The sequence below is a fragment of the Cellulosimicrobium sp. CUA-896 genome (assembly GCF_001942335.1).
Taxonomy (GTDB): domain Bacteria; phylum Actinomycetota; class Actinomycetes; order Actinomycetales; family Cellulomonadaceae; genus Cellulosimicrobium.
The window spans coordinates 107,792-121,923 of the sequence record NZ_MKKH01000022.1; the positions used below are offsets into that span (position 1 = coordinate 107,792).

The 14,132-nt window shown below is 74.5% G+C and carries 6 protein-coding genes and 5 pseudogenes; 5 read left to right on the forward strand and 6 right to left on the reverse strand.

What is annotated here, in order from left to right; all coding sequences use genetic code 11:
* Positions 1–25 precede the first annotated feature (25 nt).
* Positions 26–1,958: pseudogene (gene dxs, locus BJF88_RS08815) on the reverse strand (1-deoxy-D-xylulose-5-phosphate synthase).
* A 201-nt stretch (positions 1,959–2,159) separates the two neighbouring features.
* Here dxs and BJF88_RS08820 point away from each other — a divergent pair.
* The 3 genes and pseudogenes from BJF88_RS08820 to BJF88_RS08830 all read left to right on the forward strand — a co-directional run bounded on the left by BJF88_RS08820 (position 2,160) and on the right by BJF88_RS08830 (position 5,291).
* Positions 2,160–3,610: pseudogene (locus BJF88_RS08820) on the forward strand (GuaB1 family IMP dehydrogenase-related protein).
* Between the two features lie 26 nt (positions 3,611–3,636).
* Complete coding sequence (locus BJF88_RS08825; RefSeq protein ID WP_075828568.1) at positions 3,637–4,335, forward strand: CoA pyrophosphatase; 699 nt, start codon at positions 3,637–3,639, stop codon at positions 4,333–4,335.
* A 35-nt stretch (positions 4,336–4,370) separates the two neighbouring features.
* A complete protein-coding gene (locus BJF88_RS08830) occupies positions 4,371–5,291 on the forward strand; it encodes an aminoglycoside phosphotransferase family protein (protein WP_075828569.1) in 921 nt (306 codons plus the stop codon).
* 18 nt (positions 5,292–5,309) lie between these two features.
* Here BJF88_RS08830 and BJF88_RS08835 read toward each other — a convergent pair whose 3' ends face one another.
* From BJF88_RS08835 to BJF88_RS08855, 5 genes and pseudogenes are all read right to left on the reverse strand, one after another.
* Complete coding sequence (locus BJF88_RS08835; protein WP_075828520.1) at positions 5,310–5,735, reverse strand: DUF1801 domain-containing protein; 426 nt, start codon at positions 5,733–5,735, stop codon at positions 5,310–5,312.
* Between the two features lie 113 nt (positions 5,736–5,848).
* A pseudogene (locus tag BJF88_RS08840) lies at positions 5,849–8,679 on the reverse strand (aconitate hydratase).
* A 210-nt stretch (positions 8,680–8,889) separates the two neighbouring features.
* Positions 8,890–9,042: a hypothetical protein gene (locus BJF88_RS19575; protein ID WP_158068912.1), complete on the reverse strand. Its 153-nt coding sequence runs from the start codon at positions 9,040–9,042 to the stop codon at positions 8,890–8,892.
* A gap of 181 nt (positions 9,043–9,223) precedes the next feature.
* Positions 9,224–10,557, reverse strand: a pseudogene (locus BJF88_RS08850) (class I SAM-dependent RNA methyltransferase).
* 29 nt (positions 10,558–10,586) lie between these two features.
* On the reverse strand, positions 10,587–12,590 hold the full coding sequence (locus BJF88_RS08855; protein ID WP_075828522.1) for an APC family permease: 2,004 nt from the start codon (positions 12,588–12,590) through the stop codon (positions 10,587–10,589).
* Positions 12,591–12,696: 106 nt separating this feature from the next.
* On the opposite strand from BJF88_RS08855, the pseudogene BJF88_RS08860 reads away from it, so the two are divergent.
* Positions 12,697–13,332, forward strand: a pseudogene (locus tag BJF88_RS08860) (TrkA family potassium uptake protein); the annotation flags it as partial.
* Positions 13,333–13,348: 16 nt separating this feature from the next.
* Complete coding sequence (locus BJF88_RS08865) at positions 13,349–14,131, forward strand: TrkA family potassium uptake protein (RefSeq protein WP_083648996.1); 783 nt, start codon at positions 13,349–13,351, stop codon at positions 14,129–14,131.
* Position 14,132: the final 1 nt, after the last annotated feature.

The following is a 14,132-nucleotide window of genomic DNA, read 5'->3' on the forward strand; positions in this document are numbered from 1 at the left end:
GGACCGGGCGGTCCGCGCGGGCGGGTCAGCCCGCGCGAGGCCCGTCGGCCCGGGCGCTCGCGAGAGCGTCGAGCACGTCGCGCGTGACGTCCGCGGACGCAGGCGCCTCTCGGCGACGACCTGGTCGCGGCTCGCGTGGTCGAGGAACGCGACGGGCAGGCCGATGGCGTGGACGGGGGTGCGCACGCCCTGGTCGGCCGCGCGCTGACCGAGCATCGCGCCGACGCCGCCGTCGACGACGCCGTCCTCCACGCTCACCACGAGGTCGTGCTCGCCGGCGAGCTTGACGAGCGCGCTCGGCACCGGCAGCACCCACGTGGGCGACGCGACCGTCACGTCGAGGCCGTGCGCGGTGAGCGCCTCGGCCGCCCCGAGCGCCACGGGCGCCTCGACCCGACGCCGACGAGCAGGACGCGCCGCCGCTCCCCGGAGGACGGACCCGCGGCGCCCGCCGTGCCGTCGGCGTCGCCGGGCACGGCGAGCAGGTCCACGCCGTCGACCTCGTCGACCGCCGGCAGCGCGTCGCCGAGCGCGCCCTTGGGGTAGCGCACGACGGTCGGCGCGTCGTCGACGTCCACGGCCTCGCGCAGCGCGGCGCGCATCGTCGCTTCGTCGCGGGGGGCGGCGAGCCGCAGCCCGGGCACGATGCGCAGCATCGCCATGTCCCACATGCCGTTGTGGCTCGCGCCGTCGTCGCCGGTGATCCCGGCGCGGTCGAGCACGAACGTCACGCCCGCCTTGTGTAGCGCGACGTCCATGAGCACCTGGTCGAACGCGCGGTTGAGGAACGTCGCGTAGACCGCGAGACGGGGTGCAGCCCCGCGAACGCCATGCCCGCGGCCGACGTCGCGGCGTGCTGCTCGGCGATGCGACGTCGAACGTGCGCTCCGGGAACGCCTGCGCGAACGGCTTGAGCCCCACGGGCTCGAGCATCGCCGCGGTGATGGCCACGACGTCGGGCGCCGGCGACCGATCCGGACGATCTCGTCGGCGAACACCGACGTCCAGCCGAACCGGGACGGCGCGACGGGCAGGCCCGTCTCGGGGTGGATCTTGCCGACCGCGTGGAACCGGTCCGCGACGTCCTGCTCCGCCGGCGTGTACCCGCGGCCCTTCTCGGTGATCGCGTGCACGATGACCGGCGCCCCGTACGCCTTCGCGCGGCGCAGCGCGTGCTCCATCGCCTCGATGTCGTGCCCGTCGACCGGGCCGACGTACTTGATGCCGAGGTCCTCGAACATGCCCTGCGGCGCGACGACGTCCTTGAGGCCCTTCTTCAGCCCGTGCAGCCACTCGTACGCGAACCGCCCCGGCGCGCCGGAACGGCTCAGGGTGCGCTTGCCCCAGTCGAGGAAGGTCTCGTACCCGCGCGTCGTGCGCAGCGTCGACAGGTGGTGCGCCAGGCCGCCGATCGTCGGCGAGTACGAGCGCCCGTTGTCGTTCACCACGACGACGAGACGCCGGTCCTGGGACTCGGCGATGTTGTTGAGCGCCTCCCACGCCATGCCCCCGGTCAGCGCCCCGTCCCCGATGACGGCCACCACGTGCCGGTCGGTGAGGCCGCGCACGACGTTCGCCTTCGCGATGCCGTCGCCCCACGACAGGGCGGTCGACGCGTGCGAGTTCTCCACGACGTCGTGCTCCGACTCCGCGCGCGACGGGTACCCCGACAGGCCGCCCTTCTTGCGCAGGGCGGAGAAGTCCTGGCGGCCGGTTAGCAGTTTGTGCACGTAGGACTGGTGGCCCGTGTCGAACACCAGCGTGTCGGTCGGGGACGCGAAGACGCGGTGCAGCGCGAGCGTCGTCTCGACGACGCCCAGGTTGGGCCCGAGGTGCCCCCCGGTGCGCGACACGGAGTCGACGAGGAACGCCCGGATCTCGACGGCGAGGTCGCGGGCCTGGGCGGGGGTCAGCCGTTGCACGTCCTCGGGCGAGGTGATCGTGCTCAGCAGGCTCATGCGGTGCTCCGTTCCGTTCCCGTCGACCGGCCGGTCAACTCTAGGCGCTGCACGCCGGTGGCGCGTGCGTCGCTGCACGTGACGACGAGACCTTCACGCCATTGACGCACACTCGGGGCCCGAGCGCACGGGCCCCTGCCGCCCGGTGGCCGCGCCCCGCGGCGAGGCCGCCCGCCGCAGGGTCCGCCGTACGATGGAGGCATGCGCTTCCTGCCCGGCCAGTCCCCCGCGACCGACCTCACCTACGGCGACGTCTTCCTCGTCCCGTCCCGCTCGGAGGTCACCTCGCGCTTCGACGTCGACCTGTCCTCCGCGGACGCACGGGCACCACCATCCCCGTCGTGGTCGCGAACATGACCGCGGTCGCCGGGCGACGGATGGCGGAGACCGTCGCGCGCCGCGGCGGCATCACGGTGCTGCCGCAGGACGTCCCGGCCGACGTCGTCGCCGACGTCGTCGCCGACGTGAAGTCGAAGGACCCCGTCATCGAGACGCCCGTGGTCGTCGCGCCGCACGACACCGTGCACAGCGCGATGACGCTCGTGGGCAAGCGCGCGCACGGGGCGGCGGTCGTCGTCGACGGCGGCCGGCCGGTGGGCGTCGTCACGGAGGCCGACTGCGCCGACGTCGACCGCTTCGCGCAGGTCCTCGGCGTCATGACGCCGGACCCGCTCGTGCTCGACGCGGCCCTGCTCGAGGGGCCCGGCGGCCTCGAGGCGGCGTTCGACCGGCTCCACGCGGCACGTCTCAAGATCGCCCCCGTGACGCGCGACGGGCAGCTCGTGGGCGTGCTCACGCGCAAGGGCGCGCTGCGCTCGTCGGTGTACGAGCCCGCGCTGGACGCCCGGGGCCGCCTGCGCGTCGCGGCCGCCGTCGGGATCAACGGCGACGTCGCGGCCAAGGCCAAGGACCTGCTCGCCGCGGGCGTCGACGTCCTCGTCGTGGACACCGCGCACGGCCACCAGACGAAGATGCTCCAGGCGCTCGACGCCGTCCGGTCCGTCGGCCCGGACGTGCCCGTGGTCGCGGGCAACGTCGTGACGGCCGACGGCGTGCGCGACCTCGTCGCGGCGGGCGCGGACATCGTCAAGGTCGGGGTGGGCCCCGGCGCGATGTGCACGACGCGCATGATGACCGCCGTCGGACGGCCGCAGTTCTCCGCGGTGCTCGAGTGCGCGACGGCCGCGCGCGAGCTCGGCAAGCACGTGTGGGCCGACGGCGGCGTGCGCCACCCGCGCGACGTCGCGCTCGCCCTCGCCGCGGGCGCCTCGCAGGTGATGATCGGCTCGTGGTTCGCCGGCACCTACGAGTCCCCCGGCGACCTGCACGACGACGGCACGGGGCGCCTCTACAAGGAGAGCTTCGGCATGGCGTCGGCGCGCGCCGTCGCGGCCCGCACCGCGGGCTCCGGCTCCGCGTTCGACCGGGCGCGCAAGGGCCTCTACGAGGAGGGCATCAGCTCCGGCCGCATGTTCCTCGACCCCCTGCGCCCCGGCGTGGAGGACCTGCTCGACGAGATCACCTCGGGCCTGCGGTCCTCGTGCACGTACGCCGGTGCGGCGAGCCTCGAGCAGTTCGCCGAGCGCGCGCTCGTCGGGATCCAGTCGGCCGCCGGGTACGAGGAGGGTCGCCCGCTGCACGTCAGCTGGTGACCGGCGAACCCAGCGATCTCGCCGCCATGACGTCCTCCGGCGCCACGACCGCGCGCGCCCAGCTCGCCGCGCTGGCGGCCGACCCGACCTGGCCGTCCGAGTGGCGGCACGGGCCGGTCGCGTTCGACGCCGCCACGGCCCGTGCCGCGGCGGTGCTCGTGCTCTTCGGCGTGCTCGACCACGTCCCGGCGCAGCACGCCGGGACCGCCGCGCCGCGCGACCTCGACGTGCTGCTGCTCGCGCGCGCGGCCACGCTGCGCTCGCACGCCGGGCAGGTCGGCTTCCCGGGCGGGCGCGTCGACCCGGACGACGACGGTCCCGTCGCCGCCGCGCTGCGCGAGGCGCGCGAGGAGACCGGTCTCGACCCGGACGGCGTCGAGGTCCTCGGCACGCTCGCGCGCCTCCCGCTGCCCGTCAGCGGGCACCTCGTCACGCCGGTGGTCGGGTGGTGGGCGCGGCCGACGCCCGTCGCGGTGGTGGACCACGCCGAGTCGGCGCACGTCTTCCGCGCGCCCGTCGCCGACCTGCTCGACCCGGCGAACCGTCGGACCGCCGTCGTGCGCCGCGGGCCGCGCACGTTCCGTTCCCCGGCGTTCCTCGTCCGCGCGGAGGGCGTCGACCACGTCGTGTGGGGGTTCACCGGCCTCGTGCTCGACGCGGTGCTCGACCGCCTCGGCTGGACGCAGCCGTGGGACGCGGCGCGCACGCTCGACCTGCCCGTCTGAGCGCCCGCCGCCCGGCGCTCCGGTACCGTCGGCGCGTGCCCGCGCTCCCGCCCGCCGAGGTCGACGTCACGGTCGACCTCGCCCGCGGCCTGCTCGCCGCCCAGCACCCCGACCTCGCGGAGCGCCCCCTCGTCGTCGCCGCGCACGGCTGGGACAACGTGGTGCTGCGCCTCGGGGACGACCTCGCGCTGCGCCTCCCCCGGCGCGCCGCGGCCGCCGAGCTCGTCCGGCACGAGCTGGAGTGGCTGCCGCGGCTCGCACCGCGCCTGCCGGTGCCGGTGCCCGCGCCGCTGCGCGCGGGGAGGCCGAGCGACGGCTCGCGCGGGCCCGCCTACCCGTGGGCGTGGAGCGTCGTGCCGTGGTTCGACGGCCGCCCCGCGTGGGCCGTCCCGCCCGCCGCGCGCTCGGGCCTCGTCGCGTCGCTCGCCCGGTTCGTCGCGGCCCTCCACCGGCCCGCACCGGCCGACGCGCCGGCGAACCCCTTCCGCGGGGTGGCGCTCGGCGAACGCGACGCGGCGGTGCGCGCGCGGCTGCGCGGCGACGACGTGCCGGGCGCCGCCGCCCTGCTCGCCCTGTGGGCGCGCCTCGTCGAGACCCCGGCGTGGGACGGGCCCGCGGTCTGGCTCCACGGCGACCTGCACCCGGCGAACCTCGTCGCGACCGGCGGCGACGCCCGCCCGGCGACCCTCGCGGCCGTCGTGGACTTCGGCGACCTCACCGCGGGCGACCCGGCGACCGACCTCGCGACGGCGTGGCTGACGTTCGACGGGCCCGGGCGTGCGGTGTTCCGCCGTCGCGTGACGGCCGCGTGCGGCACCGACGACGCGACGTGGGACCGGGCGCGCGCCTGGGCGGTCGCCCTGGCGGCGATGCTGCTGCGCCACTCGGCCGACGAGGCACCGCACCTGCGCGCGATGGGCGAGCACGCGCGCGACCAGGTGCTCGCGGGCACGTGAGGGCGCGCGGCGGGACCGTCAGGAGGTGACGGCGGTGTACGAGCGCCGCACCATCTCCTCCAGCACGTCCAGGTCCACGGCCTCGAGGTCCTTGACGTACAGGCAGCTCTTGCCGGTCGTGTGCGGGCCCAGGCGCTCGAGCAGCTCCGGGTACCGCTCGACGCCGTCCACGAGGTACACGGTCGTGGCGGCCTTGCGGGGAGAGAAGCCGACCGCGCACATGTCGCCCTCGCGGCCGCTGTCGTAGCGGTAGTGGTAGCTGCCGAAGCCGACGATCGACGGCCCCCACATCCGCGGCGGCTGCCCGGTCACGCGCGACAGCACCTCGACGAGACGGTGGGCGTCCCGCCGCCGCACGGGGTGCTCGACGGCGTCGAGGAACGCCGCGACGTCCTCGCCCGTCGGCTCGGTCCTGCTCGTGCTCGCCCTCGCGCCTCCCGCCATGCCTCCAGTGTGCCAGGCGTCCTCGCCCGCGCCCGGCGCTGCGGACATGACCGGGGACGACGACGGCGCGCCCACCCGTCGCGGGTGGACGCGCGTCGCGCGGTGCTCGTGCGTCAGGCGACGAGCGAGCGCAGCACGTACTGGAGGATGCCGCCGTTGCGGTAGTAGTCCGCCTCGCCGGGCGTGTCGATGCGCACGACCGCGTCGAACTCGACCGTGGTGCCGTCGCCCTTCGTCGCGGTGACGTGCACGGTGCGCGGGGTCGAGCCGTCGTTCAGCGCGGTGATGCCCGCGACGTCGAACGTCTCGGTCCCGTCGAGGCCGAGCGACGCGGCGCTCTCCCCCGCCGAGAACTGGAGCGGCAGCACGCCCATGCCGATGAGGTTCGAGCGGTGGATGCGCTCGAAGCTCTCGGTGATGACCGCCTTGACGCCCAGCAGCGCGGTGCCCTTGGCGGCCCAGTCGCGCGAGGAGCCGGAGCCGTACTCCTTGCCGCCGAGGATCACGAGCGGCGTGCCCTGCGCGGCGTAGTCCTGCGCGGCGTCGTAGATCGTGTCCTGGGCGTCCTTCACGAAGTTGTACGTGAAGCCGCCCTCGACGCCGTCGAGGAGCTGGTTGCGCAGGCGGATGTTCGCGAACGTGCCGCGGATCATGACCTCGTGGTTCCCGCGGCGCGAGCCGTAGGAGTTGAAGTCGCGACGCGTCACGCCGTGCTCCGCGAGGTACTTCCCGGCGGGCGAGTCCGCCTTGATGGCACCCGCGGGGCTGATGTGGTCGGTCGTCACCGAGTCGCCGAGCTTGGCGAGGACGCGCGCCCCGGCGATGTCCTGGACCGGCTCCGGCTGCGCGCCCATGCCCTCGAAGTACGGGGGCTTGCGCACGTACGTCGACTCGGCGTCCCAGGCGAACGTGTCGCCCTCGGGGGTGTCGAGCGAGCGCCACCGGTCGTCGCCCGTGAAGACGTCTGCGTAGTCCTTGGTGAACATGTCACGGTCGATCGAGGCGTCGATCGTCGCCTGGACGTCCTCGGGCGAGGGCCAGATGTCCTTGAGGAACACCGGCTCGCCGTGGGGGTCCGTGCCGAGCGGCTGGGCGTCGAAGTCGAAGTCCATCGTCCCGGCGAGCGCGTAGGCGATGACCAGCGGCGGGGACGCCAGGTAGTTCATCTTCACGTCGGGGTTGATGCGGCCCTCGAAGTTGCGGTTGCCGAGAGCACCGAGACGACCGACAGGTCGTGCTCGTTGACCGACGCGGAGATCTCCTCGGCGAGCGGGCCGGAGTTGCCGATGCACGTCGCGCAGCCGTAGCCCACGAGGTGGAAGCCGAGCTTCTCGAGGTACGGCCACAGGCCGGCCTTCTCGTAGTAGTTCGTCACGACCTGCGAGCCCGGCGCCATCGACGTCTTGACCCACGGCTGGGAGGCCAGGCCGCGGTCGACCGCGTTCTTCGCCAGCAGCGCCGCCGCGAGCATGACCGACGGGTTCGACGTGTTCGTGCACGACGTGATCGACGCGATGACGACGTGGCCGTGGTCGAGCTCGGTCGTCGTGCCGTCGGCCAGCGTGACCGAGACGACCTTGTGGGGCCGCTTGGCGGCGTCGCCGTGCCCGGGGGCGACCGGCTGGTCCGACGGGTTGTCGTGGGACGACGCGGCGATCGGGTCGGACGCGGGGAACGTCTCCTCCACCGACTCGTCGAGCCCGGTGAACGGGGCCGCCTCGTCCGCGCCGACGTAGTCGAGGATCGCGGACGCGAAGGACTCCTTCGCCTCGCCGAGCTCGATGCGGTCCTGCGGGCGCTTCGGGCCGGCGATCGACGGGACGACCGTCGACAGGTCGAGCTCGAGGTACTCCGAGAAGACCGGCTCGACGTAGCCGTCGGCCGACGGGTCGAGCCACAGGCCCTGCTCCTTGGCGTACGCCTCGACGAGCGCGAGCTGCTCGTCGCTGCGGCCGGTCAGGCGCAGGTAGTCGAGCGTCACGCCGTCGATCGGGAAGATCGCGGCGGTCGAGCCGAACTCGGGGCTCATGTTGCCGATGGTCGCGCGGTTCGCGAGCGGCACCTGCGCGACGCCCTCGCCGTAGAACTCGACGAACTTCCCGACGACGCCGTGCTGGCGCAGCATCTGGGTGATCGTGAGCACGACGTCGGTCGCGGTCACGCCGGCGGGGATCGAGCCCGAGAGCTTGAAGCCGACGACGCGCGGGATGAGCATCGAGACGGGCTGGCCGAGCATGGCCGCCTCGGCCTCGATGCCGCCGACGCCCCAGCCGAGCACGCCGAGGCCGTTGACCATCGTCGTGTGCGAGTCGGTGCCGACGCACGTGTCCGGGTACGCACGCAGGACCTCGCCGTCCGCCGTGCTCACGCTGCGCGTCATGATCGTGCGCGCCAGGTACTCGATGTTGACCTGGTGCACGATGCCGGTGCCCGGGGGGACGACCTTGAAGTCGTCGAACGCCGTCTGGCCCCAGCGCAGGAACTGGTAGCGCTCGTGGTTGCGCTCGTACTCGATCTCGACGTTGCGCTCGAACGCGTCGGGGCGGCCCGCGACGTCGATCTGCACCGAGTGGTCGATGACCATCTCGGCGGGCGCGAGCGGGTTGATGCGGGACGGGTCGCCGCCGAGGTCGGCGACGGCCTCGCGCATCGTCGCGAGGTCCACGACGCAGGGGACGCCGGTGAAGTCCTGCATGATCACGCGCGCGGGCGTGAACTGGATCTCGGTGTCGGGCTGCGCCTGCGGGTCCCACGACGCGAGCGCGCGGACGTGGTCGGCGGTGATGTTGGCGCCGTCCTCCGTGCGCAGGAGGTTCTCGGCGAGGATCTTCAGGCTGTACGGGAGGCGCTCGACACCCTCGACGGCGGACAGCCGGAAGACCTCGTAGGCCTTCCCGCCGACCTCCAGCGTTCCCTTCGACCCGAACGTGTCGACGCTGCTCACTCGTGGCTCCTTCGTGGCGAGACGGTGGCACGGATGCCATGGTTCAGGGGGCTTTCGCCCAGCGTACGCCGGGCAGGCGCGGGAGCCGACGAGGTCGGGCCCGGGCGGCGGGCCGCGGGGCGCGCCCGCCGTGACCAGCGCCGCCGCCCAGCATACCCCACATATCTTGACGTCAAGATATATGGGTCCCACCCCCGGTGCGCCGGACCGTCACATGTCGCAGTCGCACAGCAGGTTGAGCTCGACCACCCGCTCGCCCTCGTCCGGGCGTGCCCACGCCTCGGCCTCCGCGCGCGAGGCGAACCGTCGGGGCGCGAGCCGCCCGTTCGCCATGAGCACGCTGACGCCGACGATGTCCCGCACGTCCTCGACCTCGGCCGTCCCGTCTGGCCCCGGCGCGTCGTGCGCCCGCTCGTCCATCGCTCGCCCCTCGCCGCCGGACCGTGCTCCGCGTCCCTCTCGTGCCCCTCGCCCCATCGTCGCCGCCGGCCCCGCGCGGCGCACGCGCTCGGCGCCCCGTCCAGCGCTCCGGTCAGCGCTCCGGTCAGCGCTCGAGGACGGCGACGGCCTCCACGTGGTGCGTGTGCGGGAAGAGGTCGAGCCCGCGGACGTCGCGCAGCGCGTACCCGTGCCCGCCGAGGTAGCCGACGTCGCGCGCGAGGGCCGCCGGGTCGCACGCCACGTAGACGACGCGGGCCGGCGACGCGGCGGCGATCGCGTCCACCACCGCGCGACCGGCGCCCACCCGGGGCGGGTCGAGCACGACGACGTCCGCTCCCCCGCGCGCCACCGCCGCGGCGCCCTCCCCGCGGCCGGCGAGGACGTGCTCCACGGCGCCGTGGTGGAGCTCCACGGTCCCGAGCCCGTGGGCGTTGCGCCGCGCGTCGCGCACCGCGCGCTCGTCGCCCTCGACGGCGACCACGCGGCCGGAACCCCCGACCGCCGCGGCGAGCGGCAGCGTGAACAGTCCCGCGCCGCGTACAGGTCAAGCACGCGGGCGCCGTCGAGGTCGCCGGCCGCGGCGAGGACGGCCTCCGCGAGCGCCGTCGGCGCGCCGCGGTGCACCTGCCAGAAGCCCGCCGCCGCGACGCGGAAGGCGTGCTCGGCGCCGGCGACCTCGACCCGCTCGGCGACGCCGCGCCGTGCGTTGGGACGGCGGTCGACCGATCCGCCGCGCCACGGCTCGCCGTCGACGAGGAGCAGGGGCGCGGACGCGCTCGGCGCCACGAGCTCGAGGCGCGTCCCCGCGCGCCACCGCCGGGTCCAGACGCGCTCGCGCTCGGCCAGCGCGGCGACGTCGTCGGTCGCGAGCGGCATCGCGTCGAGCGGCACGACGTCGTGCGAGCGGTACCGGTGCATCCCGGCGCGGCCGGCGTCGTCGGCCACGAGGTCGATGCGCGTGCGGTAGCCGAGGCCGCCGCGCTCGTCGTCACCGGCGAGTCCGGCGACCTCGAGCCGCAGGCCCGGCTCGCCCGCGACGTCGACGCCGGCGAGGCGGCGCAGCTGCTCGGCGAGCACGTCGCGCTTCCACGTCCGCTGCGCGGGCAGCGCGACGTGCGCCAGCTCGCCCCCGCCGACGCCCCCGGGTCCGGCCGCGGGCCACGCGCTCGGCACCCGGTCGGCGGACGCCTCGAGCACCTCGACGGCGTCGGCGCGCCAGAACTTCGCGCCCTCCGCACCCTCGGTGACGCGCGCGCGCACGCGCTCGCCGGGGAGCGCGTGCCGGACGAACACGACGCGCCCCTCGTGCCGCGCGACGCAGTGCCCGCCGTGGGCGACGGGACCGACCTCGAGCTCGATCTCGGCGTGGTCCGTGGCGTCGGGCCGCGGGGCGCGGCGGGCGGGGGCGGCGGACCGGTCCTGCGGGGTGGAGGGCATGGTCCCCAGTATCGCGGACACGCCGCCCGTCAGGTCCCGGGGTAGCGCGGGCGGAAGCCCTCGCCCTCGAGCCCGGTGTGGCCCTGCGACGAGGAGAGCTGCCAGGGCACGGAGGCGACGACGACGCCGGGCGTGAACAGCAGGCGCCCCTTGAGCCGCAGCGCGCTCTGGTTGTGCAGGAGCTGCTCCCACCAGTGGCCCACGACGTACTCGGGGATGTACACGACGACGAGGTCGCGCGGGGACTCGCGGCGCACGGAGCGCACGTACTGCAGCACGGGCCGCGTGATCTCGCGGAACGGCGAGTCCAGGACGCGCAGCGGGACGGGCAGGTCGAGGGCCTCCCACTCGCGCATGAGCTCGGTGACGTCCTCCGGGTCGACGCCGACGGTGACGGCCTCGATGACCGACGGGCGCGAGGCGCGGGCGTAGGCGAGGGCGCGCAGCGTCGGCTTGTGGATCTTCGACACGAGGACCACGGCGTGCACGCGGCTCGGCAGGGCGCGCGCCTGCGCGACGTCGTCCCCGAGCGCGAGCTCCTCGCGCACCGTGTCGTAGTGGGTGCGCACGGCACGCATGAGCACGAAGACGACGCCCATCGCGAGCAGCGCGATCCAGGCGCCGTGCGTGAACTTCGTGACGAGGACGATGACGAGCACCGATCCGGTCATCGCGAGGCCGACGGCGTTGACGACGCGCGAGCGCCGCATGCGCGCCCGTTCGCGGGGCTGGTGCTCGCGGCGCAGCGCGCGCGTCCAGTGCCGCACCATGCCCAGCTGCGAGAGCGTGAACGAGACGAACACGCCGACGATGTACAGCTGGATGAGGCGGGTGACCTCGGCGTCGAAGGCCCAGATGAGGACGATCGCCGCGACCGCGAGCGTGAGGATGCCGTTGGAGAACGCGAGCCGGTCCCCGCGCGTGTGGAGCTGGCGCGGCAGGTAGCCGTCCTTGGCGAGGATCGACCCGAGCACCGGGAAGCCGTTGAACGCCGTGTTGGCCGCGAGCACGAGGATGATGCCCGTGACGGCCGAGACGACGTAGAACGCGAGCGGGAAGCCGCTGAACACCGCCTCCGCGAGCTGGCCGATGACGGGGTGCTGCACGTAGTCCTCGGGCAGCGGCTCGCCGCCGGACGACAGCTGCAGGTGCGGGTCCTCGGCGTAGTGCACGCCGGTGGCCCGCGCCAGCAGCAGGATCGACAGGATCATCACGGCGGAGATGCCGCCGAGCAGGGCGAGCGTGGTGGCCGCGTTGCGCGACTTCGGCTTGCGGAAGGCGGGGACGCCGTTGCTGATCGCCTCGACGCCGGTGAGCGCCGCGCAGCCCGAGGCGAACGCCCGCGCGACGAGGAAGGCGCCGGCGATGCCCATGAGCCCCTGGTCGAACCCGTCCTGGGCGACGAGCTCGAAGTCGGCGCTCTCGGCCTGGGGCAGCGTGCCGGTGAGGTAGCGGAAGAAGCCCACGACCGCCGTCGTGCCGATGGCGAGCATGAACAGGTAGACGGGGACCGCGAAGAAGGTCCCGGACTCCTTCACCCCGCGCAGGTTCACGAGCGTGAGCAGCACGACGAGGGCGATGGCGAACGCCGCCTCGTGCCCGCGCAGCGCCGGGATCGCGCTGGCCGCGTACTGGGCGCCGGACGAGATCGACACGGCCACGGTGAGGACGTAGTCGACGAGCAGCGCGGAAGCCACCCCCACGCCCGCGCTCGGGCCGAGGTTGACCGTCGCGACCTCGTAGTCGCCCCCGCCCGACGGGTACGCGCGGACGTTCTGCCGGTAGGACGCCACGACGGTCAGCAGCACGACGACGACCGCGAGGCCCACCCACGGGGAGATCGTCGTCGCCGTCAGGCCCGCGATCGCGAGGGTGAGGAGGATCTCGTCCGGGGCGTAGGCGACCGACGAGAGCGCGTCCGAGGCGAACACCGGCAGCGCGAGGCGCTTGGGCAGCAGCGTGTGCCCCAGACGTTCGCTGCGGACCGGCCGCCCGACGAGCAGCCGCTTGGCGGCATCCGCGATCTCCGACACGAGGCCTCATGCTATGCCCGCCGCGCCGCGTCCGCGCCGGGGCGCGCGGTCCTTCGGCGCGGAGGCCGGGATGCGGTATAGCGTTCGGTGCGTGCACTTCGTGATCATGGGCTGCGGCCGCGTCGGGGCCACGCTCGCCCAGTCGCTCGAGGGCAGCGGCCACTCGGTGGCGGTCGTCGACCAGAACCCGGACGCGTTCCGGCGCCTGCCCGGGGAGTTCACGGGCAAGAAGGTGACCGGCGTCGGCTTCGACCGGGACACGCTCGTGCAGGCCGGCATCGAGGACGCCTACGCGTTCGCGGCGGTGTCGGACGGCGACAACTCGAACATCCTCTCCGCCCGCGTGGTGCGCGAGACGTACGGGGTCGAGAAGGTGGTGGCGCGCATCTACGACCCGCAGCGCGCGGAGATCTACCAGCGGCTCGGCATCCCGACCGTCGCCACGGTGCGCTGGACGGCGGACCAGGTGCTGCGCCGCATGCTGCCGCTCGGCGCGACGGACGAGTACCGGGACCCGTCCGGGCGGGTCCGTCTCGCCCAGGTCGACTTCCACCCCGGCTGGGTGGGGCGCACGGTGCGCGCGATCGAGCAGGCGACCGGCGCCCGGGTGGCGTTCGTCAGCCGGTTCGGCGACGGCACGCTGGTCACGGACCGCACGGTGCTGCAGGAGAACGACGTGCTCCACGTGCTCATGGGGTCCGAGGAGGCGCCCGCGGTCGAGCGGCTCCTCACGCGGGCGCCCGGACGGAGGCGGACTGATGCGGGTCGTCATCGCCGGGGCCGGCTCCGTCGGCCGGTCCATCGCGCGCGAGCTGCTCAGCCACGACCACGAGGTCATGCTCATCGACAAGCAGCCCGCGGCCATGCGCGTGGCGCAGGTCGCCGACGCCGACTGGCTGCTCGCCGACGCGTGCGAGCTGTCCTCGCTCGGGGAGGCGAAGGTCGACGAGTGCGACGTCATCGTCGCCGCGACCGGCGACGACAAGGTGAACCTCGTGGTCTCGCTGCTCGCGAAGACCGAGTTCGGGGTGCCGCGCACGGTGGCGCGGGTGAACAACCCGAAGAACGAGTGGATGTTCGACGAGTCGTGGGGCGTCGACGTCGCGGTGTCCACCCCGCGGATCATGACCGCGATGGTCGAGGAGGCCGTCGCCGTCGGCGACCTCGTGCGGATCTTCACGTTCCACCAGTCGGGTGCCGACATCCTGGAGGTCACCCTGCCCGCGTCCTCGCCCCTCGTCGGGCGCCGCGTCGGCGCGGTGGAGTGGCCGGCGGACACGGTGCTGGCGGCCGTCGTGCGCGGCACGCGACCCATGGCGCCCACCGGGGACGACACGCTCGAGGCGGGCGACGAGCTGCTGCTCGTGACGGGCAACGAGGCCGACGAGGAGGCGCTGGCGCGCCTGCTCGTCACGCCGCCGGACGGCGACGTCGACGCGCGCGGCGTCGCGACCGTGCTGCCTCCCGCCGACGACGGCGGTGTCCCGCTGCCGCCCGCGTTCGACGAGGCCGTCGACGGTCCGGAGGAGGACGAGCGCTGAC